Source organism: Paenibacillus sp. ATY16, from assembly GCF_003399985.2.
Taxonomy (GTDB): Bacteria; Bacillota; Bacilli; order Paenibacillales; family Paenibacillaceae; genus Pristimantibacillus; species Pristimantibacillus glycanilyticus.
In genome coordinates, this window is record NZ_NMOK02000004.1 from 330,386 (window position 1) to 355,430 (window position 25,045).

26 protein-coding genes and 1 pseudogene are annotated in these 25,045 nt (G+C 51.3%); 20 read left to right on the top strand and 7 right to left on the bottom strand.

Translation table 11 applies throughout. The annotated features are described in order from the left end of the window. From CFI03_RS04545 to CFI03_RS04565, 5 genes and pseudogenes are all read left to right on the top strand, one after another. Nucleotides 1-354, top strand: a pseudogene (locus CFI03_RS04545) (peptidoglycan-binding domain-containing protein); the annotation flags it as partial. A 145-nt stretch (nt 355-499) separates the two neighbouring features. Continuing rightward, nucleotides 500-943 carry a MarR family winged helix-turn-helix transcriptional regulator gene (locus tag CFI03_RS04550; RefSeq protein WP_248756609.1) on the top strand — a complete coding sequence of 148 codons (444 nt, stop codon included), beginning with the start codon at nt 500-502 and terminating at the stop codon, nt 941-943. Nucleotides 944-1,038: 95 nt separating this feature from the next. Next, entirely contained in the window at nt 1,039-1,989 is a 951-nt protein-coding gene (locus tag CFI03_RS04555; RefSeq protein ID WP_248756610.1) for a VOC family protein, read from the top strand. A 31-nt stretch (nt 1,990-2,020) separates the two neighbouring features. Then, nucleotides 2,021-2,626 (top strand): alpha/beta hydrolase, encoded by a 606-nt coding sequence (locus CFI03_RS04560; protein ID WP_248756611.1) that lies wholly within the window; start codon nt 2,021-2,023, stop codon nt 2,624-2,626. Between the two features lie 20 nt (nt 2,627-2,646). Continuing rightward, nucleotides 2,647-3,267: a flavin reductase family protein gene (locus tag CFI03_RS04565; protein WP_248756612.1), complete on the top strand. Its 621-nt coding sequence runs from the start codon at nt 2,647-2,649 to the stop codon at nt 3,265-3,267. On the opposite strand, the gene pepT is transcribed toward CFI03_RS04565, so the two are convergent. The 6 genes from pepT to CFI03_RS04595 form a co-directional block, all read right to left on the bottom strand. Further along, entirely contained in the window at nt 3,268-4,503 is a 1,236-nt protein-coding gene (pepT, locus tag CFI03_RS04570; protein ID WP_248756613.1) for a peptidase T, read from the bottom strand. Between the two features lie 146 nt (nt 4,504-4,649). Next, nucleotides 4,650-5,690 (bottom strand): Glu/Leu/Phe/Val family dehydrogenase, encoded by a 1,041-nt coding sequence (locus CFI03_RS04575; protein ID WP_248756614.1) that lies wholly within the window; start codon nt 5,688-5,690, stop codon nt 4,650-4,652. Between the two features lie 104 nt (nt 5,691-5,794). Next, entirely contained in the window at nt 5,795-6,475 is a 681-nt protein-coding gene (locus CFI03_RS04580; protein WP_248756615.1) for a hypothetical protein, read from the bottom strand. Then, entirely contained in the window at nt 6,472-7,368 is an 897-nt protein-coding gene (locus CFI03_RS04585) for an ABC transporter ATP-binding protein (RefSeq protein WP_248756616.1), read from the bottom strand. The genes CFI03_RS04580 and CFI03_RS04585 overlap by 4 nt, the downstream gene beginning before the upstream one ends. Next, on the bottom strand, nt 7,368-7,736 hold the full coding sequence (locus CFI03_RS04590) for a GntR family transcriptional regulator (RefSeq protein WP_248756617.1): 369 nt from the start codon (nt 7,734-7,736) through the stop codon (nt 7,368-7,370). Before CFI03_RS04590 ends, CFI03_RS04585 begins: the two co-directional genes overlap by 1 nt. 136 nt (nt 7,737-7,872) lie before the next feature. Beyond that, nucleotides 7,873-8,313 carry a MarR family winged helix-turn-helix transcriptional regulator gene (locus tag CFI03_RS04595; protein WP_248756618.1) on the bottom strand — a complete coding sequence of 147 codons (441 nt, stop codon included), beginning with the start codon at nt 8,311-8,313 and terminating at the stop codon, nt 7,873-7,875. A 187-nt stretch (nt 8,314-8,500) separates the two neighbouring features. Between CFI03_RS04595 and CFI03_RS04600 the strand changes: the two genes are divergently transcribed. Beyond that, entirely contained in the window at nt 8,501-8,983 is a 483-nt protein-coding gene (locus CFI03_RS04600; RefSeq protein WP_201002658.1) for a glutathione peroxidase, read from the top strand. A gap of 61 nt (nt 8,984-9,044) precedes the next feature. Here the strand turns inward: CFI03_RS04600 and CFI03_RS04605 are convergent, their stop codons facing one another. After that, nucleotides 9,045-9,674, bottom strand: coding sequence for an NAD(P)-dependent oxidoreductase (locus CFI03_RS04605; RefSeq protein WP_248756619.1), 630 nt, complete (start codon nt 9,672-9,674; stop codon nt 9,045-9,047). Nucleotides 9,675-9,850: 176 nt separating this feature from the next. On the opposite strand from CFI03_RS04605, the gene CFI03_RS04610 reads away from it, so the two are divergent. The 14 genes from CFI03_RS04610 to CFI03_RS04675 all read left to right on the top strand — a co-directional run bounded on the left by CFI03_RS04610 (nt 9,851) and on the right by CFI03_RS04675 (nt 25,031). Next, entirely contained in the window at nt 9,851-11,071 is a 1,221-nt protein-coding gene (locus CFI03_RS04610; RefSeq protein WP_248756620.1) for a polysaccharide deacetylase family protein, read from the top strand. A gap of 292 nt (nt 11,072-11,363) precedes the next feature. Next, nucleotides 11,364-12,737, top strand: coding sequence for an extracellular solute-binding protein (locus CFI03_RS04615; protein WP_127496187.1), 1,374 nt, complete (start codon nt 11,364-11,366; stop codon nt 12,735-12,737). Between the two features lie 121 nt (nt 12,738-12,858). Further along, nucleotides 12,859-13,749: a carbohydrate ABC transporter permease gene (locus CFI03_RS04620; RefSeq protein WP_127496186.1), complete on the top strand. Its 891-nt coding sequence runs from the start codon at nt 12,859-12,861 to the stop codon at nt 13,747-13,749. 93 nt (nt 13,750-13,842) lie between these two features. After that, the gene (locus tag CFI03_RS04625) at nt 13,843-14,643 is read left to right on the top strand and encodes a carbohydrate ABC transporter permease (protein WP_481857651.1); all 801 of its coding nucleotides are present in this window, start codon (nt 13,843-13,845) and stop codon (nt 14,641-14,643) included. A gap of 159 nt (nt 14,644-14,802) precedes the next feature. Further along, nucleotides 14,803-16,653: a cache domain-containing sensor histidine kinase gene (locus CFI03_RS04630; protein WP_248756749.1), complete on the top strand. Its 1,851-nt coding sequence runs from the start codon at nt 14,803-14,805 to the stop codon at nt 16,651-16,653. Continuing rightward, nucleotides 16,631-17,818: a response regulator transcription factor gene (locus tag CFI03_RS04635; RefSeq protein ID WP_248756622.1), complete on the top strand. Its 1,188-nt coding sequence runs from the start codon at nt 16,631-16,633 to the stop codon at nt 17,816-17,818. The genes CFI03_RS04630 and CFI03_RS04635 overlap by 23 nt, the downstream gene beginning before the upstream one ends. A gap of 40 nt (nt 17,819-17,858) precedes the next feature. Beyond that, nucleotides 17,859-19,061 (top strand): ROK family protein, encoded by a 1,203-nt coding sequence (locus CFI03_RS04640; RefSeq protein WP_248756623.1) that lies wholly within the window; start codon nt 17,859-17,861, stop codon nt 19,059-19,061. Nucleotides 19,062-19,090: 29 nt separating this feature from the next. Then, entirely contained in the window at nt 19,091-20,479 is a 1,389-nt protein-coding gene (locus tag CFI03_RS04645) for an MATE family efflux transporter (RefSeq protein ID WP_248756624.1), read from the top strand. Between the two features lie 24 nt (nt 20,480-20,503). Next, nucleotides 20,504-21,277, top strand: a complete 774-nt coding sequence (locus CFI03_RS04650; RefSeq protein ID WP_248756625.1) for a threonine/serine exporter family protein — start codon at nt 20,504-20,506, stop codon at nt 21,275-21,277. Nucleotides 21,278-21,296: 19 nt separating this feature from the next. Further along, on the top strand, nt 21,297-21,740 hold the full coding sequence (locus CFI03_RS04655) for a threonine/serine exporter family protein (protein ID WP_127496180.1): 444 nt from the start codon (nt 21,297-21,299) through the stop codon (nt 21,738-21,740). A gap of 75 nt (nt 21,741-21,815) precedes the next feature. Further along, entirely contained in the window at nt 21,816-22,688 is an 873-nt protein-coding gene (locus CFI03_RS04660; protein ID WP_248756626.1) for a PhzF family phenazine biosynthesis protein, read from the top strand. 52 nt (nt 22,689-22,740) lie between these two features. Then, nucleotides 22,741-23,334 carry a hypothetical protein gene (locus CFI03_RS04665; protein WP_248756627.1) on the top strand — a complete coding sequence of 198 codons (594 nt, stop codon included), beginning with the start codon at nt 22,741-22,743 and terminating at the stop codon, nt 23,332-23,334. A gap of 111 nt (nt 23,335-23,445) precedes the next feature. Further along, nucleotides 23,446-24,195 carry a GTP pyrophosphokinase gene (locus CFI03_RS04670; RefSeq protein ID WP_201002641.1) on the top strand — a complete coding sequence of 250 codons (750 nt, stop codon included), beginning with the start codon at nt 23,446-23,448 and terminating at the stop codon, nt 24,193-24,195. Nucleotides 24,196-24,257: 62 nt separating this feature from the next. Continuing rightward, nucleotides 24,258-25,031 carry a hypothetical protein gene (locus CFI03_RS04675; protein ID WP_248756628.1) on the top strand — a complete coding sequence of 258 codons (774 nt, stop codon included), beginning with the start codon at nt 24,258-24,260 and terminating at the stop codon, nt 25,029-25,031. Nucleotides 25,032-25,045 lie beyond the last annotated feature (14 nt).

Genomic DNA, 25,045 nt, shown 5'->3' on the forward strand with positions numbered 1-25,045 from the left:
AAAGGCTTCGGCGGCGGAGGCGGCCAAATGCAAGAAGGCGGCAAAGGCGGTAAAGGCTTCGGCGGCGGAGGCGGCCAAATGCAAGAAGGCGGCCAAATGCAGGAAGGCGGCAAAGGCGGTAAAGGCTTTGGCGGCGGAGGCGGCCAAATGCAGGAAGGCGGCAAAGGCGGTAAAGGCTTTGGCGGCGGTGGTACAGGCGGTACCGGCGGCGGCAAAGGATTCGGTGGTGGCGGTACCGGCGGCAGCAATGGCGGCGGCAATAACATCGCGCCTAACAATCAAGCGCCAAACGCAGCTCCAAATCCGGCGCCTAACAAAGCGCCAAGCGAAAATTCCGCGCCTAATTTGCGCTAAACCCCGCATAGAGGCAAAGATAGCAAAGGGGTTGTCCAGTATTGGGTATTGGACAGCCCCTAAAAACTTTTTTTAAAAAACCTCTTTACATTTGCCTCGAAATAAAGTATCTTAAAATCAAGATAAACGAAAGCGAGGCGAGCAAATGGAAAAGGAAAAAGACGATTCCCTTGATCTTTACATCGCGCTTGCCAGAGCAAGCCAATGGGTCAACGCTCATGCCGACCGGGATATCCGCAAGCATGGCCTTAACCGGACCGAGTTCGGAGTGCTGGAGCTTCTGTATCACAAAGGTCCGCAGCCCTTGCAGCAAATCGGCGAGAAGGTGCTGATGAGCAGCGGCAATATCACTTACGTCATCGATAAGCTGGAGAAGAAAGGCTTCGTCAGCCGCAGAGCTTCAACCGAAGACCGGAGGCTGATCTACGCCGAAATTACCGAAGCAGGGACACGCTTCATTGAAGAAGTATTCCCGCAGCATACCCTCGTAATTGAGGGAGCGGTCGGAGGACTGACAGCGGAAGAGAAGCAGGCGGCAAGCCTACTACTCAAGAAATTAGGCAAGTTCGCGCAGACGACCTACAAATAGAGTTGGTCGTAGCCATATACAACTAGTCAGGCCATATATCTTAAATTAAAGATTCTTAAAAATTTTAAAACTAACCCATTAGGAGAGTGGAAATAATGACAAATCAACGTACAGCAGGTATCCATCATATTACGGCTTTCGTAAAACATCCTCAGGTGACTACAGACTTTTACGCAGGGGTGCTTGGTCTCCGGCTCGTGAAAAAAACAATCAACTTTGACGCACCGGAAGTGTACCATCTGTACTTCGGCGATCAAGCCGGCAGCCCTGGCACAATCATCACGTTCTTCCCTTGGGAAAACTCCCGTAAAGGCGTCGTAGGCGGCGGTCAAGTAGGTTACACCACTTACGTTGTACCTGAAGGCACGCTGGGCTTCTGGAAAGAACGCCTTGCAAAATTCCAGATCGAATTCAATGAGACCTCCCGCTTTGGCGAGCAGTACCTGCAATTCGCCGATCCGGACGGCTTGCTTGTAGAACTGGTAGCACGCGAAGAAGGTCCAAGAAGCACATGGTCGTTTGGCGGCGTATCGGCCGATAATGCGATCAAAGGCTTTGGCGGCGCTATTCTGTACAGCACCAATCCTGCGGCCACCGCACAATTGCTGGAGCATGTAATGGGCCTGTCGAAAGTGGACGAAGAGAACGGTCTGGCACGTTACCAATCGTTCGGCGAACTCGGCAACATCATCGACGTGAATACGGAGCCAATGGCGGCCGGTCATGGCGGTCATGGTACCGTTCACCATATCGCTTGGAGAGCAAAAGACGATGCCGAGCACCTCACTTGGCAGCAGCATGTAGCGGCAAACGGCTTCCAGCCAACGCCAATCGTCGACCGTCAGTACTTTAACGCGCTCTACTTCCGTGAGCAAGGCGGCATACTGTTCGAGATCGCTACGGATCCTCCAGGGTTCGCGCGCGACGAAGATCCTGAACATCTTGGCGAGCAACTGATGCTGCCGGCATGGTACGAGCAGCACCGCGCAACGCTGGAGCAACTGCTCACACCGTTTGATGTACGGGTAATGGAACTGGATCGTTAATGAACAGAAATCATTTTAGGAGGTATATACCATGAAGCATATATTCAAACAGGGGACGAATCCGGCAGCGCCGGTCCTCGTCCTCTTCCATGGCACAGGCGGCACGGAGCATGACCTGCTGCCGCTTGCTGCAGCTTTTTCGCCGGAGTCGTCCGTACTCAGCATCCGGGGCAATGTATCCGAGAACGGAATGGCGCGATATTTCCGCCGCATTGCGGAAGGCGTATTTGATCTCGAGGATCTGGTGTTCCGGACAAAGGAACTGAATGATTTCCTTGACCAGGCGGCAGAGGAGTATGGGTTCGACCGAAATAACCTGGTAGCCGTGGGTTATTCCAATGGTGCCAATATCGCAGGCAGCCTGCTGTTCCACTACAAGGACTCGCTGCGCGGGGCTATTCTGCATCACCCGATGGTGCCGATCCGGGGTCTAGAATTGCCGGATTTGTCCGGAGTGCCGGTATTTATCGGGGCAGGCGAGAACGATCCGATCTGCTCGCCCGAGGAGACAAACGAGCTGGAAGGCTTGCTTGGCGGCGCGGGCGCAACGGTAGACGTGCATTGGGAACGGTTCGGCCATCAGCTTACCCGTTCGGAAGTGGCGGCGGCTGCAGCTTGGTATAAAGATCATTTCTAAGAAAAGGAGGCGGCGGAATCATGATCCGGATTGATGCAGAAACCTTAAGCGAGCGAGAGAATTACAAGCTGCTTACGGGTACGGTTATTCCAAGGCCGATTGCTCTGGTAACGACTTTATCCGAGAACGGCGTGCTGAACGCGGCGCCATTCAGTTATTTCAATATTATAACGGCTGATCCGCCGCTGATCTCCGTATCCGTGCAGCGCAAAAAAGGTATCCGGAAGGATACCTCTCGTCATGCCATCGCAAGAGGCGAGTTTGTCGTTCACATTGCGGATGAATCGTATGTGGAAAAGCTGAATGCTACGGCAGCCAGCCTGCCGCCGGAAGAGAGCGAGGTTGCTCTCGCAGGTCTGACCGCCGTGCCTAGTGAACGAATCTCCGTCCCCGGCATCGCGGAAGCCAAGGTCCGGCTGGAATGCGTGCTGGAGAAGGCGATTCCGCTTGGCGGATCGGCAGAAGCAGAAGCTCCTACAGTTGACTTGTTGATCGGCCGTGTTGTCCGCTATCATCTTCATGAATCCATCTTAGATGAACGGAATCATGTCGATGCGGCAGCTCTTCAACCGGTCAGCCGTCTGGCAGGCGCTTCGTACGCGAAGCTTGGCGAGCTGTTCGAAGTAGAACGGCCTTCCTAATTACTCTTCGCCGCGTGCCTCGAAACGTTTGATAATCTCGACAATTACCTGCACGGACTTAACCATGTTGTCGATGGAGACATATTCGAATTTGCCGTGGTAATTCTCGCCGCCGGTGAAAATATTCGGAGTCGGCAGGCCCATGTACGACAGCTGCGAGCCGTCGGTACCGCCGCGGATCGGCTTGATAAGCGGCTTGATATCCAGGCTCTCCATCGCATCGCGGGCAATCTCGACGATATGTAATACCGGCTCGATTTTGTCGCGCATGTTATAGTACTGGTCTTTCAGCTCAAGTACGATGCTGTTTGGACCATGGATCGCTTTCATCTCTTCAACAATACGTGAGATATTCGCTTTCTTCGCTTCGAATTTCTCGCGGTTATGGTCGCGGATGATGTAGGACATTTTGGTTTGCTCCACATCGCCCTGCAGCGTGTTCAGATGATAGAAGCCCTCATAGCCTTCGGTAAACTCAGGCGCTTCGGCAGCCGGAAGGCGGCTGTGTAGGTCCATGGCGATTTTCATCGAGTTGACCATTTTGCCTTTGGCCGTGCCCGGATGGACGTTGGTGCCGTTGACGGTAATTTTGGCAGCCGCCGCGTTAAAGCTTTCGTATTCCAGTTCGCCAAGCGGACCGCCATCGACGGTGTAGGCATATTTGGCGCCAAAAGCGGCGACGTCAAAGCGATGAGGGCCGCGGCCGATCTCTTCGTCTGGCGTGAAAGCAACGCGGATTTTGCCATGCTTGATGTCCGGATTCGCGATCAGATAGGCCATGGCCGTCATAATCTCGGCAATCCCGGCTTTATTATCGGCGCCAAGCAGCGTTGTGCCGTCCGTCGTCATCAGCGTATGGCCTTTGTAATTGCCCAGCTCCGGGAAATCATTCGTCGACAGCACGACGCCCAGCGCCTCGTTCAGCGTAATGTCGCCGCCTTCGTATTCGACCAGCTGCGGCTTTACGTTTTTGCCGGTAAAGTCGGTTGCCGTATCCACGTGTGCCAGGAAGCCGATAGTTGGTACCTGTTTATCGGTGTTAGCCGGCAGAGTCGCCATTACGTAACCGTTGGCGTCGATCGTAACTTCTTGCATCCCGATCGATTTGAGCTCTTCGACAAGCTGGTTCGCAAGCGTAAGCTGGCCCGGCGTTGATGGGCAGGTCTCGCTCTCGTCATTGGATTGGGTATCGACGATGACATACGAGGTCAGTCGTTTAATAATTTCTTCTTTCATTTATTCCGGCTCCTTTCGGGTATCTTGCTTATGTTCCCATTATAAAGGAGTAGAGGGCAGAAATCGAATAACCGAAAGACGGCAGCAAGGGCTGCTCCTCATGGTCATGGCGACCAGGGAGCAGCCCTTGCTGCGTGTGAACCGCCTTACTCGCCGAGCAGTTGCTCGGTCAGCTGATTTGCGGCTTTGGCGGTGGATACGCCATGCTTGTCGGACCAGTCGAACACGTTCGTCAGCGTGCGGTAGATCTGTTCGACGCGGCTTCTGGCGTAGGACGGGGAATTGCCGTTCAGCTCGGCGGCGGTCACGATGATGCCGCCGGCGTTGATTACATAGTCCGGCGCATAAAGGATGCCCCGCCGATTCAGCACATCGCCGTGCCGTTCCTCCGCCAGCTGATTATTGGCGGCTCCGGCAACAATCCGGCACTGCAGCTGGGGGATGCTCGCATCGTTAATGATGCCGCCAAGCGCGCAAGGGGAGAAGATATCGCACAGCTCGCGCGCGATTTGATCCACGTCTGCGGCCCGGGCGCCATAGTCCTGCACGGCCTTCCGGACGAGCTCATCGTTCAGGTCGGACACGACCAGCTTGGCTCCGGCAAGCGCCAGGTATCGGCAGAGGAACATGCCGACTTTTCCGAGTCCCTGAACCGCAACGACTTTGCCGGACAGGCTTTCCGAGCCGTCCAGCTTTTTCAGGGAGGCCTTCATCGCCAGAAAGACGCCGTAAGCAGTCATATCGGCCGTAAAAGTACCCGCCGCGCCAAGCGATCCGGTGATGTCGGTAACGTAATTCGTCTCTTGGAACACCCAGTCCATATCCGCTGAGGTTGTTCCGACGTCCATGCCGGTAATATACTCGCCCTGCAGCCGGTTAATGAAACGCCCGAAAGCCCGGAACAGCCGTTCATTTTTGTCCTTGCCCGGGTCTCCGATAATAACCGCTTTGCCTCCGCCGAAGGGCAGCTCCGCCATCGCCGATTTATAGGTCATGCCCCGGGCCAGCCTGACGGCATCTATGATTGCATCCTCCACGGAGGGGTAGTTCCACATTCTGCAGCCCCCAAGCCCGGGGCCAAGCTTTGTGCTATGGATTGCGATAACGGCGGTAAGTCCGCTGCGCGCATCATGGATTACCTCCAGCCGTTCATAGTCATCAAGGTTTAACAAGCTCCGCAAATCCATATAAAAAATCCCCCTTGTCTGGCAGTCCAGCAGCATTGGTATTACCGTTGTATTCAACAGCAACAGCCGATGACACTAGATGCCCGGATAAGGGGGAGCAAAAATCAGACGGTCGATCTGCGGATCAGCGCGAACGAGACGATAGCGAAGATCAAGATGACCGGCAGGAACCACAGCGACAGCTCAAAGGCCGTAAGATCCATGAACCAGTTCGCGATCTCATCCCACCAGTCTTTGGAGATAATGAGAACCATCATAATGGTGGTGGCCAGCAGGCAGGCCAGCGTCAGAACGAATAGGCCAATCGCCCGGAATTTCCGGAATACGCTGCCGATCGCAAAGCCCCAGAAGAAGAGCAGGACAAGGGTCAGGAAGTTAAAGATAAACTGCTGAACGATATTGCCGTCTGTCAAAAAAGGAAGATGGAAAAAGTGTAGTCCCGTACCCCAGAAGTTGGTCGCTTTCTCGATCGCGCTGAGCAGCAGCAGAATAATAGCCGTGAAACCGCCGGAGATCAATGCGTGTATGACTGTACCCGCGTAATAGTCGGTTCGCCGGACGCTGAAGCTGATCGCAAAAGGAAAGGTTTGCGGGAGAACAATGATGCCAAGCACAAACATGTAGATAAAGATGGACATCAGACCGCCGGTGTAAATCCCGACGCCGCTCAGAAACCCGACGATCAGATTGATCACAAAGCTGGAGCCGAGAATCATGAACGGGATGATCAGCCACGCGAACTTGTCGCGTTGATGCATTTTCAGTACATTGCCAATTCGGTTCATTTAGGGGAGCCTCCCTTTACATCCGTTTTTTTGCCCGTTAACTGTACGATAAGCTGCTGCAAGGAAATCGGAGAGAGTGCAAGGTTAAGAGCATCGGCCTTCTTCCGATCCTGTTCAGACAACCTGCCGGTAATCCCCGCTGTCAGAAGTGCGCCGAACGGTTCCCGCGAAATGACGGTTTTGCCGGCGATAAAGCTTTCAACCGCGGTTGCGGTGCCTGCCACGGAATAGGCGGAGCCTCGCAGCTCTTCGGCATCCTCATTAATAAGCACCTTGCCTCCGTCGATGACGATGATATGCTCGAGCAGACGGCTTACCTCATCGATCAAATGCGTCGACAGGACGATCGTCCGCGGATTCTCGGAATAGTCCTCGATCAGCCGGTCGTAGAACAAAGCTCTGGCAACGGCGTCGAGACCCAGATACGGTTCGTCAAAGATCGTAAGCGGAGCGCGGCTGGCCAGCCCGACGATAATCCCGACGGAAGAGTGCATGCCGCGGGACAATTTCTTCATCTTGCGCTTCAGCGGCAGCTGAAAGTCTATGACCAGATCATTCGCAAACTCTCTATCCCAGTTCGGGAACAGGGAGGAGGATAGCTCCAGCACGTCGTTTACCGTATAGTTGTCCGGGTATTTCTGGCTTTCCTTAATGAAGCAGATTTGGCTGAGCACGCGGGAATTCTCGTACGGCTCTTCGCCGAATACCTTCAGCACGCCGCTTGTGGCGAACAGCTGAGCGGTAATCATATGCATGATCGTGGTTTTGCCGGCGCCGTTTCTTCCCAGCAGGCCGTAAATTTTGTCAGCCTCAAGCTTGAATGATACCTCGCTAACGGCCGTAACATTTCCGTACGATTTGGTTAAACGGCTTACCTCGACAACGTTACTCATTATTTGACCTCCCCTCTCCGAATCATTTCCGTTAATTGATCCGCCGAAATGCCCAGCTTCTCGGCTTCCCGCATCATGGTTACGACGTATTGCTCGAAAAATTGCTCCTTGCGCTTCTCGACCAGCACGGCACGCGCGCCTGTAGCTACAAACATCCCAATCCCTCTTTTCTTATACAAGATTCCTTCGTCCACCAGCAGGTTGACGCCCTTCGCCGCCGTAGCGGGGTTAATCTGATAAAAGGAGGCGAATTCGTTCTTCGAAGGGACTTGCGATTCCTCCGGAAGCCTTCCTTGAATGATGTCGTCTTCGATTCGTTCTGCGATCTGTACAAAGATAGGGCGACTATCGTCGATGATTAAGGTCATTGTGTTTTCCTCACCTCTTAGTTACCTGAGTGGTTGGTTACTCATGTAACCAACTATACAAGATACGTTATACGGAGTCAATAGGCATAACAAAAAAGGAGAAGACTTCCTGTTTATAACAGAAAGTCTTCTCCTATTAGGTAGCGTCGTTCATCTTGCTCATCAGCGTCTGCACCTGACTTCGCAGCGCGAAGATTTCTTCCGGCTCAACCGCCGTGCCTTCAAATAGCCGCAGGGGCACGCAAGAGGCTTTATCCTTAAGCGCTTGACCTTGCTCGGTTAGGCGGACGATCAAATGCCGTTCATCGGATTTGTCCCGCGCCCTTGTCAGAAGCCCCATGGATTCCAGCTTCTTAAGCAGCGGCGTGAGCGTTCCGGAATCAAGGAGGAGCTTCGCTCCCAGCTCCTTCACGGATACATTGTCCTGCTCCCACAAGGCAAGCATCGTAATGTACTGGGTATAAGTAAGACCAAGCTCGGCGAGTAAAGGACGGTACAGCTTCGTAATTTCTCTCGAGCATGAATAAAAAGCAAAGCACAGCTGATTTTCCAGCTTCAGCAGTTCGTTGGTGTCCATAATGGCAGCAGCCCCTTTGTTGATTTAATCTTCTCTATATAAATTGTATGCAAATTAATTGGGTGACTGTATTGTAGCACCGCCTCTGAAACGTGTCAAAAAAGAAAAAATCGGTATTTGACAACGCTATATAAATTGCATACAATTTAATCAATAACAATTCATTTTAAAAGGAGCTGTATCAGAAATGTCTTTATACAATATTGAAGTAAACACGATCAAAGGCGAGAAGCAAACGCTGGCCCCGTACAAAGGCCAAGTACTGTTGATCGTAAATACGGCGACCAAATGCGGATTCGCTCCGCAATTCAAAGGATTGCAGAAGCTCCATGACACTTACAAAGAGAAGGGCTTTGCCGTATTAGGCTTCCCGAGCAGCCAGTTTATGAATCAGGAGCTTGAGAATAACGCGGAGATTGCGCAGTCCTGCGAGCTGAACTTTGGCGTGAACTTCCCGCTGTACGCAAGAATTGACGTTAACGGCGACTCTGCGCATCCCCTGTTCCAAAAGCTGAAAAAGGACGCGCGCGGCATCCTTGGTTCGAAGCGCATCAAATGGAACTTTACGAAGTTCCTGGTGAACAAGGAAGGCAAGGTTGTAAAGCGGTTTGGACCAAACGTGACGCCGGAGCGAATCGATTCCGAGATCCAGGCGTTGCTTAGCAAGTAATTCGCCAACTTGAGAAAAAGCCGGGCTTTGCGCATTAAACGCACAAGCCCGGCTTTTTCTTCTAATAGGCAATACCCGCTTTCGTCCTTATGTATTGCTCGCTGAACAGCTGTGCATAGGCGAATTCGGCGGTATCGCCTGTCGTAATCCGGGTTCCATTCTCCGGAAGGCAGCCACGCTCTACGCGATAACCTCCCTCGGCCGGACCGTCGGGCAAATAAGTCGGGCAGACCAGCGTCCAATCGAGCCGGGATTCCTCCAATAGCCGCAGCACCGCATGGTGCTCCTCGGCGGCACGGGTGAGCGTTCTTCTTGATTCGCTCGATTGATACCGCAGCAAGCCCGGTTCAGTCCGGCTACCCAGTACTCCAGCCGTGCCAATGGCGACAATCCGTCTAATCTCAAGCCGGTTCATGGCTTCGAGGATAAGCGGGAAGCTGTCCGACAAGAGAGAACCGCCGTCGGTGCTTAATGCGCTGATGACGGCATCCGTCCCGGATAAGGCTTCGCCGACGTCCTCGGCGGAAGCCGCATTCCCTTCCACGAGTTTCAGTCCGGGCGAGCTGTCCGCCAGCTCCTTTAATTTATCCGGCGTACGCACGAGTGCTTTCACCGTATGACCGTCGCGAAGCGCAAGAGTCGTAACAATACGCCCGACACGGCCTGTTGCCCCGAAAATAGCGATTTTCATTTCATTCCCCTCCCTATATAATGAATTGTACATTAAAAAATTATCATAATGGAGCAACATTCCAGCCGTATACTGCGTTTAATAGTTGTATTAGATCGCGGATATTTTTTTGTCTAATGATGTCCAGTATTTGTAAAACTATGAAATGGATTGATTATTTAGGGGGAAGTAAGTGAATGATTCGTGCTCGCGTAGCTCTTTGGACCAATGTTACTCTGCTGCTCATATGTTTAGGGCTCCTAGCCGTTGCTTGTTCCGTGCCGGAAAGCAATCAATCGGTCAGCTTCTATGTCAACGGCGAGAAGCTCAAGCAGCCTCCTGCTGTGGATCTGGTCGACGGCGAACCGATGGTGCCGGCCTCATTTCTGGAGTCAACCTTTAAATCGAAGCTGGAATGGACGCTGGAAAATCCGGTAAGCGGAGGCGTTTATTATTCGGATAAGGTTGCCGTACTGATGTATCATGATTTGTCGGACAAATCGGCCAAAAAAACCAATAACGCGGAGGCAGAATCCGCTATTTCGCTTGACTTGTTCAAGGAGCAGATGGAGCTGCTAAGGACTGACGGCTTCCATGTCATTTCAATCGACCAGTATGCGGACTTTATCGCGAATAAAGGCAATGTGCCGGATAATGCGGTACTGCTGACTTTTGACGACGGGTATGAGAGCTTCTATACGAAGGCTTTCCCGGTGCTGAAACAGCACAACTACCCGGCGGTTAACTTCGTGATTGTCTCCGGTGCGGACAATGCGGACAAACCGAAGCAGGTCGGCCGTCCGAAAATGACCTGGACCCAGATGCGCGAGATGCAAAAGTCCGGCATGTCCTTCTATAACCATACGTATGACAGCCACAAATACGGCGTTATGCGCGCCGACGGCTTGACGAAGCCGGTTCTGACCCGCCATCAATATTTGAAGAAAGAGCAGCGCGTCGAGACGGACGAGGAATATCATACCCGCGTGAAGACGGATCTCGAGAAAGCGGAGCAGCACTTGAAAGCGGAGCTTGGCAATACAAAAGGCATTATCGCTTTTCCTTACGGGGCTTATAATGCGGAAGTACTGGATATTTTGAAGGAAGTAGGCATTTCGTTGTCTTTCACGGTCAAAGAAGGGATCAACGGACGCGGACAGACAAACGGCTTCCGCGTGAACGGCGCGAGGGAAGGGGAGTCAGCCAAACAGCTTATGGAGAAGCTGAAGGCGCTGGATTTGGACAATGCCCCGGTTATGGTCCATATGGACGGCCAGAACGCCGCTTTTAAAGAGCAGCCCTACAAAGGACCCAATGGCGTGATGATTCCGCTAAAGGAGTATTGCAAGATGAAAGGCATGAAGTTCAGCTGGAGCAAGCATAAGAAACAATACAAAATTACGGCGACGGCGGCATAAAATAATCGAATTCCCAATAAAAGAGCTGCATCCTTCGGTCAATCGGACCCGGGATGCAGCTCTTTTTCTGTCAGCTCATAACCTGGCAATCCGTTCCGGAGGGATTTGGAGGCAGGAAAGAACAAATAATAACCGCATGGTTCAGTAAAGTTCGACAGTTTTCGAGTGGGCTTTTTCAAGGTGGGGAATCTCAAGACCTAAAGAAAACCTACCTGATATCCTAAGTTCACGCATTGTAAGGGTTTGCAGATTTCAAGATAATAAAAGCATCACAAACAAGGGGGATAAACAAATGGCTAAAATGAATATGAAGAGCGTTCTTGGTCTTGTACTTGCAGGTTCCTTGGCAATCAGCTTGACAGCATGCGGCTCGAATAACAATAACGGCGATAAAAATGCCAACTCCGGCGCTTCCAACAATGCGGGAGCAACTAACGCGGCTACAGAGAAGCCGGCAAGCAACGAGAAAGTTACGATTACTTTCCAGAACATTTACCCAGATCCAACGGATCCTAAAAACGGAATGATGAAAAAGATCGTAAAACAATACGAAACTGATCATCCAAACGTGAAGATCGAGCTGGACTCCTTGAATACAGACCAACAAAAACAAAAGCTGAAAACGCAAGCAGCTTCGCATGAAGTGCCGGACATCACAATCGTTAACCCGGCAGCTCAAATGCAGCCGTACGTTGATGCAAAACTGTTTGCACCGCTGAACGACATGGTTGAGCAAAACGGCCTGAAGGATACATTCCAAGACGGCGTTCTTGACTTCTATACATTCGACAATAACTTGTACGCCTTGCCGGACGGCAACAACATCGGCGTAGTTTACTACAACAAAGATCTGTTCCAACAAGCTGGCATCGCTAACCCGCCAACAACATTCGAAGAAATGATCGCGGACGTTAAAACCCTGAAAGCTAAAGGCATCCAGCCAATGGCAATCGGTGAAAAAGATACTTGGACGGGTTCGTTCCTGTTCATGAACATCCTGCTTCGCACAAACGGCGGCCCTGGCTTCCTGTCTGATGTTGTAGCTGGCAAGAAAACATTCGAAGATCCGGCATTCGTTGAAGCTGTAGACGCTATGCAAAACCTGATTCAAGCAGGAGCGTTCCAAGAAGGCGTTACATCGTTCGACTATAACGCTGGCGAGAACATTTTCAAAACGGGTAAAGCTGCAATGTACTACATGGGTTCGTGGGCAACTGGCGGTATCGAAACTTCCGAAGCTCTGAAGGATAAAGTAGGCGTATTCAAATTCCCTACGGTTAACGGCAAAGGCGACCCTAACCAATTCATGCTTGCTCCAGGTTCCGCATTCGCGATCTCTGCAGACAGCAAACACCTGCAAGAAACAAAAGATTTCCTGAACTACTTCATGCTGAACTTCCCTAAAGAAGCGTTTGCGGTTAAAGGCGCTGTAGGTCTTGCTCAAAAAGTTGACGGCGACTTCAAAGCTGCTGGCTACTCCGACATGGCGATCAGCGTACTGGACCTGTTCAAAGATGTTAAAGGCGGCGACCTGTCGTTCGATAACACAATGAACCCTGGTACTTCCCAAGGACACTTGACTTCTATCCAAAACATCTTCGTTCAGAAGAAAGATTCGGCTGAAGTTGCAAAAGAACATCAAACGGCTTTCGAAAGCAATAAATAAGCTTTAATCAACAGATAAAAATACAAAAAAAGCTGCACACCGTGCAAAAAGGGGTTCTCTCCCAGGAACCCCTTTTGTACGGATGTTAAAAAAATAGCTAAAAGATAGGAGGGCACACGAGATGAACGTACTGAAGGTTTCGAAGTTGACGATAGCGCTGTTCGTGCTGCCGTGCTTGTTACTCTATGTCTGTCTGGTTTTTGTCCCAATCATCGTTTCCCTGTATACGAGTACGCTTGAATGGAACGGGATCGGCGCATCAAAATTTATCGGTCTGGACAACTTCAACAAATTGTTATTCCATGATGCCGTATTTTGGCCGGCTGTACGTCATACCCTGATGTTTGCTGTATTTTCCATGCTTGAAATTCCAATTGCTTTGTTTGTCGCAATCTTACTTAGCCGCTTCGTTAAGAAGCCGAATTTCCTTGTATCCAGTTATTTTATGCCGGTAATTTTGTCGGTTGTTATTATCGGACAACTTTGGAAAACTATCTACAACCCTGCGTCCATGGGCGGCATGCTTAACCAGGTGCTTGACTGGGTAGGCCTGCACAGCTGGTCCCAGCAGTGGTTGACGGATCCAGATATCGCGATGTACAGCTTGTACTTCGTTGCTTTATGGCAATACCTTGGTTATCACACCCTCATTCAGTTTACGGGTATCCAGAACATTCCGTCGGATATTTACGAAGCCGCCAAAATTGATGGCGCTGAAGGCTTGAAGGCTGACTGGTATATTACCTTGCCAATGAACGTTCCGATCTTCAAGATTTCGATTGTTCTTGCCTTTATCGGCTCGCTGCAATCGTTCGACATGATTATGGTTATGACAGGCGGCGGTCCTGGTAATGCAACGGACGTTATCGCGACGCATATGTACAGAATGTCAATCTTGTCGATGAAATACGGATACGGAAGTGCCATTGCAGCCATTCTGGTTGTAGTCTGTCTTGTAGCAACAGTGGTCATCAACTATGGATTCAACCGTCTGGAACGGAAATACACGTAACGAAGGAGGGATACGACTATGAGCCAAAGTACAACTACAGCAGCGCTGCCAAGAATAAAGCCGCAAAGAAAATTTTCGATCGGGAAAATATTGATGTGGATTCTTCTGTCAGCTCTGATAGTCACCCAATTGTATCCGCTCTTGTGGCTGGCTATCTATTCGTTAAAGACTAACGAAGAAATTCTGTCCGGCCAATTCTTTGCTCTGCCGCATGCTCTACAGTGGGGCAACTATACTTCTGCGATGGAGTCGGGCAATTACGTTAAATATTTGCTTAACAGCTTGAAGGTTACCTTGATTACAATGGTTGGCGTATTGTTCCTCAGCTCGCTAGTATCGTTTGCCATCAGCCGCTTCAAGTGGAAATACGGCCAAGCCGTTATGGTGCTCTTCCTGATCGGGATGATGATTCCGATGCAGGCTACACTCTTGCCGCTGATGATCATCTTCAAAAACATTCATATCCTGAATACGCATTGGTCGCTTATTCTGCCTTACATCGCATTCCAAACGCCAATTGCCGTATTTATTCTAAGCGGATTCATGAAGTCGATTCCTAATGAAATTGAAGAATCGGCAATCGTGGACGGAGCAGGCGTGTTCCGGATATTCTGGAGCATTATCTTGCCGGTGTCGGTTCCGCCGATGATGACGGTATGTATTCTGACCTTTATCAACATCTGGAACGAGTACATCCTGGCCGCAACCTTTATTTCGACCGAACGTCTCAAAACGTTGCCGTTCGGGGTATACAGCTTCGTCAGCCAGTATTCGGTTAACTACGGAGCGATTGGCGCATTCCTCGTTCTCGGGGCGCTGCCGGTCATTATTATTTACTTCTTGCTCGCAGATAAGATTACAAAAGGCATGGTAGCAGGCGCGGTGAAGGGTTAATCCCCTTCTCCGCTTTTTTGAATTTTAGGAAATCGTAAATTTTTACTATACGAAACGGTTGCGCTGCCAAAGGTCAGCGTAACCGTTTCGCCATGTGTTACAATGAGGGAATGAGCATTATTCTTTTAGGAGGATCCAAAGTTGGCTCGTTATCATGGAATGCACTCTATACAGAATCGGTTGTTTTTATTGCTGTTTTCATCGATGATGACGCTGCTCATCTTGGTCAGCTTCCTTTATTATCAAAAGACAGCCCAGATTATTCATTCAAAAATCAGTGATCTCGCGGAGAAGAACGTTTCCCAAACGGTAGGGTTATTTGATCTGCTTCTTGAAGGATATGACAGCGTGACCAAATCGCTGAACAGTAACTATGAATTGACCAGACTGCTCAAGGAAGCAGACAAAGAGAAGAATATAAGCGTCAGTGTCATGAATGAACGGGCGATTACGAATATTATTGGAGCCGCATACTTTTCGCGAGATGATATTGTAGGCATCCATGTTATGACCAATGGCGGAAAGCTGTACAACTATGAACGGCGGTTTGCCGGTCTAGTCAATCAGGATTACACGTCTGCTGATTGGTACAGCAAGCTTAAAAATTCAAAAGGCGAAATGGTATGGCTTGGCTTAATGAAAGGCTCGGTTATTAACAGCATGCTGCCAGAGCCTGTATTTGTATTCGGACGTCAGCTGTTTGATCTTAATAACTATAAGCCGGTTGGCATTGTCTTGATCGAGTCGGATCCAAATCCGATTCTATCGGCCTTGTCTAACGCGTCGATCAGCCCAAACAGCCGGGTATTTATCGTTGATAAGAACAATGGCGTAATCGCATCGACGGATAAAAATCAGGATGATCTGTCGATGGAGCCAACGGGCGAGCCGCAGGCGGTACCTTCTTTTAACGGGTTGCCTAGACCTAAGGGCAATGAGATCGTAGTTGATAATAAGACCAATCAATTAATGGTTGCTGCCAAAACAGCTGTAGCGGATTGGACGGTATTTGGTCTGACACCGAAGGCAGACATTAGCGAAGAATTGGTGCAGACTAGATTATATCTGCTTGCCGTCATTATCGCGGTTATCTTGTTGTCGATTATGCTGGCAACCTTGATCTCGCGGAATATATCCTCTCCGCTGAAGCTTTTGATCAGAGAGATGAAGCAGGTGGAGCTAGGTAATTTCAGAGGCTCGGTGGACGTCAAATCATTCGAGGAGATCAACAGTCTGGTCTCCTCCTTCAACCGGATGGTGCAGCGAATGGATGAGCTTATTGAACGCATAACGCTTTCCTCCATAAGCGAAAAAAACGCGGAGCTGCAGGCACTCCAATCCCAGGTTAATCCGCATTTCCTGTACAATACGCTGGATATGATTTATTGGATGCTGGACGAACGCGAGAATGATCGGCTTGGCCGCGTTATTTTATCATTGTCTCATATGTTTCGATACAGCAGCGACTGGGAAGAAGCTTCGAAGACAACGCTTGGCCAGGAGCTTGAGCAAATGCGCCATTACATGACAATTATTGAGAACCGCCTTATAGGCCGTGTTAGCACGGAGATTCAGGTGGACAATAGGTGGCTCGGTGCGATCGTTCCAAAGATGACGATTCAGCCTGTTATTGAAAATGCGGTGAAGAGCGGTCTTGAGCCGCTTGACCGGCCCGGGCTTCTGCGGGTGTCCGCAGTGGCGGATGAAGAAGCTAACGAGCTGCGGATTGTCATTGAAGATAATGGAGTAGGAATAGAAGAGGGTGCCTTGAAAGAGCTGCAGACGATGCTGCAGCATTCGGGCCTTAATCGAAACTATCCTTTACCGGAAGGTAAAGGAAGAAGAGGGATTGGCTTGCCGAATGTGCATCGCCGTATTGTTCTGATGTACGGGGAGCCTTATGGCATGCGGATTACAAGTGAAGTAGGAAAAGGGACAACGGTTATTATCGCAATACCACTGCCTGCTATAGGAGGTAAAACGGGCGATGAACATATTAATCGTGGATGACGAGAACGTTATACGGGAAGGCATTCAGCGGACATTAAACAACCGGTTTCCGGCATACAGCACCTATCTGGCCGTCAACGCGGATGAAGCGGTTACCCAGCTTCGCAAGCATCACATCGATATCGTGCTAACGGATATTTTAATGCCGGGCATGACCGGTCTGGAGCTGATGAATTTGACTCGCAGCATGTATCCGCGGGTGAGATGGGTTGTAATCTCGGCCTATTCGGAATTCAGCTATGCCCAGGAGGCCGTACGCCTTGGAGCGAAGGACTATCTGCTCAAGCCGATCGGCAAGGAAATGCTGGCCGAGATGATCGAGAAAATCAGCGGGGAGATCGAGCAAGAGCGGGAGCAGACGGAGGAAGCCGAGCTGCTGAAGCTGAACCGCAACTATTTGCGGGAGGCTGTTTTTCAGCGCTGGGCCCAAGGGCTTGATATCGGACGCTTCGATATGACGCCGTTTATGGACAGCCATCCGCATTTCAACCTGATTATGGTCAAGATGGAGAGCGACAAGGTTGTTCAGCTCGAGCATTTCATGATCGAGAACGTGTTGGGCGAGCTGATCGAGAAGCATGGTCAAGGGTTTGTCACGATTTACGACAGTAAGAGCCTGCTTGGCCTTGTAACGCTTCCGGAGGGCGGAACAATTACAAGTCTGCTGGAAGAGCTGCGCACGCATCTGATCAAGTATTTGCGCGTGCCGTTCCAGATCATGCATACCGACCGTATTGAAGATATCGATACCGTACCGGGAGAAGTGCAGCGGATGAGGCAGGCATCGTCAACGCAGGTGTATGAGCATTACGCCAGCGGAAGCGACCAATCCATCGAGGTTGCCCTGCAATATATCCGAACCCATTATCACGCCGATCTATCGCTTGAGAAGGTCGCGGCGATCGTCTACTTGAATCCGGTATACTTCAGCCAGCTGTTCAAGCAGAAGACGGGTGCGGGCTTTAAGGAATATGTTATCGGGCTGCGGCTGGAGCAGGCCAAGCAGATGCTGCTGAATCCCAAGCTGAAGCTTGCGGATGTGGCTGAGCGGATCGGCTATCAGGACATGCGCCACTTCTCGCAGCTGTTCCGCAAGAAGTACGGGGAGACGCCGTCGGAGTTCCGTCAGCGCCACCGGATGGACGGTATTGAAAAACCGTTGTAATCTTATTGAAAACACACATTCGGGTAGATGAAGGAGTCCTATGTCCATTACCAAGACACCGGCCAATCAGGTCTATACCTACATTGCTCAGCGAGGCGTCGTATCGCGAGCTGAGCTGATCAAGGAATTCTCGATGCCAAGCAGCTCCATGACGCGGCTGCTGGATGAGTTGATTGAAGGAAACAAGCTGCGCGAGCATGGGCGCGGCAGCTCTACCGGCGGGAGAAGACCCATTCTCTACGAGACGAATCCAACCTACGGCTATTTGTTTGGACTCGAGATCTCACGGATCTACTCCTCCATCGGTCTATACGACATGCATATGAACCGGATGTCGGCCATACGTTGGAAGATGGATGAGAGCATGACGCCGGACGAATTTCTGACCAGGGTGCAGGGGGCCGTCGACCGGTTCTTGCATGAGCATGGCCTGCAGCCTTCCAGCATTGTCGGAATGGGCGTTGGAGCGGTAGGTCCGCTTGACCGTGAACGGGGTCTTATTCTGGATCCCGTTTATTTTCCTGCCCAGGGCTGGCATAACCTGCCGATCTGCGAGCTGCTCGAGGAACGGCTGGGGTTCCCGGTTCTGCTCGATAACGGCGCGAATACGGCGCTTGTGGGAGAGCATTGGGCGCTGAGAAGCGAGTACTATCAGCATATGCTGTATGTGCATGTGGGCGCCGGTCTCCGCTCGGCGGTTATGTCGAACGGCCAGCTGGTATACGGAGCAACCGATATGGAAGGGGCGATTGGCCGGATGATTATCCAGGCCGGCGACCTCTCGCAGCCTGGCAGCGCGATTAACGGGTCGCTGGAGTCCTTTGTGTCGGTTCATGCTATCGAGAACGAAGTGCGTGAACTAGCCATGGCGGGAGCACTGACGCATGGCCGGGAAGTCCGTGGCAGCGGCAGCGATGGCGGCAACGGCGAAATTTGGAGTTTCGAAAAACTGCTCCATGCCTTATCGGCCGGTGATATAATGGTGCAGGAGAAATTTAAGCAGGCTGCTGCTTATCTCGGAATCGGACTAGCGAATTTGATAAACGTGCTGCATCCGGAGAAGGTCATTCTGGGGGGAGCACTTCTTAATGCGCATGAATGCGTGTTTGAGACGGCGGTGGAGGTAGCAAGAAGCCATACGTATTATTACCCGCAATATAAGCCGTTGTTCTCGAAAGGTTTGCTTAAGGAAGAAGCTGTTGCGGCCGGTGCGGCCGTAATGGTGCTGAAGCAGCTGCCGTAGAAGAATTTGACTTAAGAAGAGGTGCCATCATGACGGCCGCACAGGCGGGGAAGCCATCGAAGGAGTTTAATCTCTTATTTCTGACATGGCCGATATTTCTGGAATTATTGTTATTTATGCTGATGGGGCTTGCCGATACCTTTATGCTGAGCGCAATCTCGGATAATGCGGTATCGGGCGTGGGCGCCTCCAATCAGTATCTGTTTATTGCTTTGCTTGTGCTCGAGGTTATCGGCAACGGCGCTTCGATCGTTGTTGCGCAATATATCGGATCGAGGCAGATGAAGGAAGCCGCCAAAATTTCGGCGCTTAGCATTACGCTGAACCTGATTGTCGGGCTCTTGCTCAGCATCGTGTTTGTTATCTTTAACGGGCTGATCCTGCAAAGCCTGAACCTGCACGGCGAAGTGCTGGAGCATGCCAAGTCTTATCTGTCCTTCGTAGGCGGGTTTATTTTTCTGCAGGCGTTAATTAACTCCGTGTCGGCGATTATCCGGGTGCATGGCTTCACGAAGGAAGCGATGTTCGTATCGCTGGGCATGAATATCGTCCATTTGATCGGCAACTACGCGCTTATTTTCGGGCATTTCGGATTCCCGCAGATGGGCGTTCACGGTGCGGCGGTTTCAACGGTCATCAGTCGGGCGCTGGCACTGGTCGTTTTCTTCTGGATGCTGTATCGCATTATGGAAGTTCGCGTAAAGCTGCGTTATTATTTCACATTATCCAAGTCGTATATTGGCAAAATATTAAAAATCGGCATTCCGTCCGCTCTTGAACAGGTTATGTATCAAGGATGCCAGATGGTCTTCCTGTATTATGCGACCTTCTTAGGCGAAGAATCGCTTGCCGCCCGTCAGTACGCGGCGAATGTCTCGCAGTTCATTTATTTAATGGCCTTCTCGATTGGATTAGGCACATCCATTATCGTAGGCCGGATGATCGGCGCGGGCCGGCAGACCGATGCTTATTACCGGGTATGGTACAGCACGGGCTGGGCTTCCGCATCAACCGCGGTGATGATTGCGGTGGTGATGATTTTCCGCGAGCAATTGATGACCATGTTCACGAACGATCCGGAAATAATCCGGCTGGGAGCGAACGTCCTCCTCTACAGCGTGATTCTGGAGACGGGCCGCACAATCAACATTATTCTCGTGAACTCGCTTCGCGCTTCCGGCGATGCGAAGTACCCGTTATGGGCGGGTACGGTGTCGATGGTCGGCATGAGCCTGCCGCTTGGTTACTTCTTCGTGTTCCAGCTTGATATGGGTCTTCCCGGTATCTGGCTTGCGATTGCGGCCGATGAATGGCTGCGGGCCTTTGCGATGTTCTTCCGCTGGCGGAGCCGGGCGTGGGAGAAGCATGCGCTGGTGAAGCGGACTCCCGCGGATCAACCGGTGACGACCGCAACGTAACATTGGCATAAGGAGCATTAAGCCATGACTTCTACTGTAATGGAGCAGCCGATCAATTCTTATCATCTGATCGCGCAAACCTGCTTGCTCGCAGGCAAAATCATATTGCAGAACGGCGGCGAGACGTACCGTGTGGAGGATACCATGGTGCGGATCGCCGCTGCTTACGGTATTTCGGATGCGCAGAGCTACGTCACGCCAACCGGCATTTTGTTCGCGATGGACGCTTCCGTACCGACCACAAGGCTGATTCGCATTTCGGAGCGTTCGACGAACCTTCGCAAGGTCACGCTTGTAAACGATATTTCGCGGCGCATCAGCCAAGGGAAGCTGGAGGCGGGCGAGGCTCACCGTCTGCTGACGGAGATCGACGAGTCGTCCTTCGCCTATCCGACCTGGCTGCAGGTGCTTGTGGCCGCGGTCTCGAGCGGCTGCTTCCTCGTCATGTTCGGCGGTCCGTGGCATGACTTTCTGTCGGCCGTCTTGGCCGGGGGATTAGGCTTCGGGAGCATGGTGCTGCTGCACCGGCTGGTGCCGGTTAAGCTGTTTGCGGAATTTGTAGCCTCCCTGATCCTTGGCGGGGTAACGATTCTGCTTGTAAAAAGCGGACTAGCCCTCCATATGGATACCGTCATTATCGGCTCCGTTATGCCGCTGGTGCCCGGCTTGCATATTACGAATGCCGTCCGGGACTTGATGGCGGGCCATCTTGTGTCGGGACTGTCCAAGGGAGTAGAAGCCTTTCTGACGGCGTTTGCGATCGGCGCGGGAATAGCGGCGGTGCTGTCATTTTATTAAGGTTGAGGAGGGGACGGGCATGTCGGGAGTGTTGTGGATCGAACAAGCGGTTACAAGCTTTATTGCATCGGCGGCGTTTGGCCTTATTTTTAACGCGCCTAGACAGATGCTCCCCCAATGCGGCGTTGTTGGAATGGTAGGCTGGCTGCTGTACCGGTCCTGCACGGAAATGGGACTGGAGGCGATTCCGTCTACGCTGATTGCCGTCATTATCGTAGCGGTGATCAGCCAGCTGTTCGCGAAGCTGTACAAGACGCCGATTATCGTGTTTAGCGTTGCGGGCATTATACCGCTTGTGCCGGGCGGCATTGCTTACGATGCGATGCGCAGGGTCGTGGAGAACGACTATGATGTCGCGGTTCAGCTTGGCGTCAAAGCTTTTATGATCTCGGGCACGATTGCGATTGGTCTCGTCTTGTCAGAGGTGGTCAACCAGACGATACGCCGTATGGAGCGGTTATAGGGTTGTATATAGGAGGGCGTGTCCGCGCATGAGGCGGAGGCGTTCTTTTCTCATTTTTCGGGAGGAGGAAGTTGAATGCGGTTTTATATGGTCGATGTGTTTGCGGAGCGGAAATATCAGGGGAATCAATTGGCGGTGCTGCTGCCGGACGGAGAGCTTGAGACTTCCGAAATGCAGTTGATTGCGAAGGAGTTCAATTACTCCGAGATTACCTTTATTATGTCGGACAAGTTGGCTGACGGGGGATATAACGTCCGCATCTTTACGCCTGACGTGGAAATTCCGTTTGCGGGCCATCCTTCGCTAGGGACGGCCTATGTCATCCGGCATCTGTACGAGAAGGAAGGGAAGGAGCCTGTGCGGTTGAATCTTGGCGTGGGTCAGATTCCCGTCTCGTTTGCGGAAGGGGAGAATCCCGTCCTGTGGATGACCCAGAAGCAGCCGGCTTTTGGCGAGAGCGTTGATCCGTCGATTATCGCGGACATCCTCCAGATCAACGTGGAAGATCTAGCTGCAGACTTGCCGATCCGGGTCGCTTCAACGGGTTTGCCTTCCGTTATCGTACCCGTGAAGACGCTGGACGCGGTAAAGCGCTGCTCCATCCATCATCAGAAGTTCGGGCAGTTCCTCAAGGATACAGCGGATGCCAACCTTCTTGTGTTCACGGAAGAAACGGTGCATGAGGCTAACGACCTTCATGTCCGGGTGTTTGTGAATGATACCGGGTATTACGAGGATCCGGCAACGGGCAGCGCAAACGGCAATCTGGCCGGTTATCTGCTGGAGCATGAGGTGCTTGGCGCAAGCGATATCCAGCTTCGGGTAGAGCAAGGTTACTCCGTTGGACGGGACTCCCTGCTGCTGATTGATGCCTCGAAGAAGAACGGGGAATTCGAGATTAAGATAGGCGGCAAAGTGTTCCTCGTGGCGAAGGGCGAGTGGATGTAATTGAGTACTTTGCTGTACGGGATCAATGTGAATGGTTCGGTGGAGGTATGCTGTGAACAGAAAAAAATCCCTGTTTTTTTTGATTGTTGTAGGGGTCTTGGTCTATCTATTTTTAAGCGTATACTTAGGAAAAGAACAATCTAAACTCTCCAACTCGAAGATTATTCAGGCAGATATTCTAAATGATTATCAAGCTGTTGAAGAGGAGATAAGAAATTCCGCCAGCCTAATTAAAGATGTCACTTTCACCAAAGTGAATGCGGATACGATGGGGACATCAAAGCTTGTTGGCTATGCGTATGAGTCGGAAGAAATAGCTAGATACAGGGGATGTCTTTTAACCCTGTTTGGTGAGCCCAATGAGGAGTCCACTAATATGGAACAAGCTTTTACCTATGTCATCAAAGCACAGAGGAGCGACGGAAGCAGCTGGATTTTGACGGCTTATGAGGGTCAGTCGGGATTTGCAATCGGGGGGAAGCAGGATGTGCCGTTGTCTGCCGAGATGGCCTACCTCTTAAAGCAAAGGATTGATGGGGTGGAGCCTTCTGATTTCGATAGAAAGGGAATGACCTACCCGGATACAGGGGAGATCTATTCCTACGGCTGCAAAAACGGGATATGCTACGCGAATAAAGAGGGCTGAGCGTGGTTGGCAGGCTGTAAAATTGCGATTACGGCCTTGCGGGCGTTATACTGAATAGGAATACTACCGGTCTTCATACAAAGAGGCGACCGGAGCCAGGAGGCAAGAAGCATGAATCTTCTTAGCAGTGTATCGCAGTTCCAACAACTGAAACAACTGATTACTCGGTTTATGATGACGTATAAGTTTGCGCTGGATGAAATGGAGACCAAGATCGAAATTCTAAAAGAGGAATTTCAAATGCTCCATGACTATAACCCGATCGAGCATACCAAATCCCGGTTGAAATCCCCGGAGAGCATTATGAATAAGCTGGTCCGCAAAAATCTGGAGATTTCGCTGCCAAGCATCAAGAACAATATCCGGGATATCGCGGGTCTGCGCATTACATGCTCTTTTATTAAAGATATTTATCTTATTTCCGAAATGCTGAAGAGACAGTCAGACCTGAAGGTGCTTGAGGTTAAGGACTATATCAAGAATCCGAAGCCTAACGGGTACAAAAGCCTGCATATGCTTATCGAGGTGCCGGTCTTCTTGTCCGACCGCGTGGAGCATGTGTGCATCGAGGTGCAGATCCGGACGATCGCGATGGATTTCTGGGCAAGCCTGGAGCATAAAATATTCTACAAATACAATGCCGCGGTACCCGAAGGTCTGCTGCAGGAGCTGAAGGCCGCTGCGGACTCGGTAACGGCTCTTGACCGTCAGATGGAGCGTCTGCACATGGAGATGGGCGAGATTAAGGGAGACAACGTGATTGATGCCGAGGAGCAGCTCCGCATGCTGCAAATCGACAATCAGCAGTTCAACATTCCAATCGCGCTGCTCGAGATGATCGGCGATAAGCCGGAAAATTAATAAGCTGAGGAGTGTCGATACGCGCTTATCGGCACTTTTGTTGTTATAAGGAGGAAAAACGTTTGAAGCTGATGATCGACTCGCATCCTTTTCGGCTGGAGCAAGGGGATGAATTAGGTTATGGGCCAGCGGCTTATGAGACGATGGCCAAGGTTATATTGGCTTTTCGCGAGCCGGATACGGAAGTCCTGCTTCAATACACGAATTGGGACCGGGATAAGGATCCGCATAAAGAGAGCTTGATGATGGACGCGGCGGAGACGTTTCATGCCGGTGCTATCCTTGACCCGGACCATACGATTAGCACGGCCGTGAAGGAGATATTGCTTCGCCACTATGCACCGGAACGCGACCCGGAGGCGAGTCAGGCTGTAATGGACCAGCTGCTGGCTTACTTCCAGGAAGTTCCGCTGGATGAGCTGAATGAAGAGCTGCTGCTCAAAATCGGGTCTGCCGTGTACGAGGTTTATGGGACTTATACGCTGGAAGATGAAGGTGAGGCCACGCAAGCTTTCGTAAACAGCCGATTGGCCGATACGAATACGGTGTGGCTGCTGCCTAACGAACGTCCGGTTTACTTGAAAAATATATTGTGGTACCGGGTCAACGCACAAGAGGAAATCGTACGCGCATTTGAGCTCACGGACTGGTGGTTTACCTGCGCAATTGCGGAGCAGAACAAGCGTGTGGAGGAGTACCGTTATTTCCTTAACTATACGGAGGAGAATGTCGGTGCGGTACTGTATATAACCGCTGCAGATCCGCAACGGTTCAAGGCAGCAGTCGTGCCGAGGCTGAAGGAGCTGCTCGGGGAAGAACTGGAGATTGTGGGCTGATACGCAATTGTGTC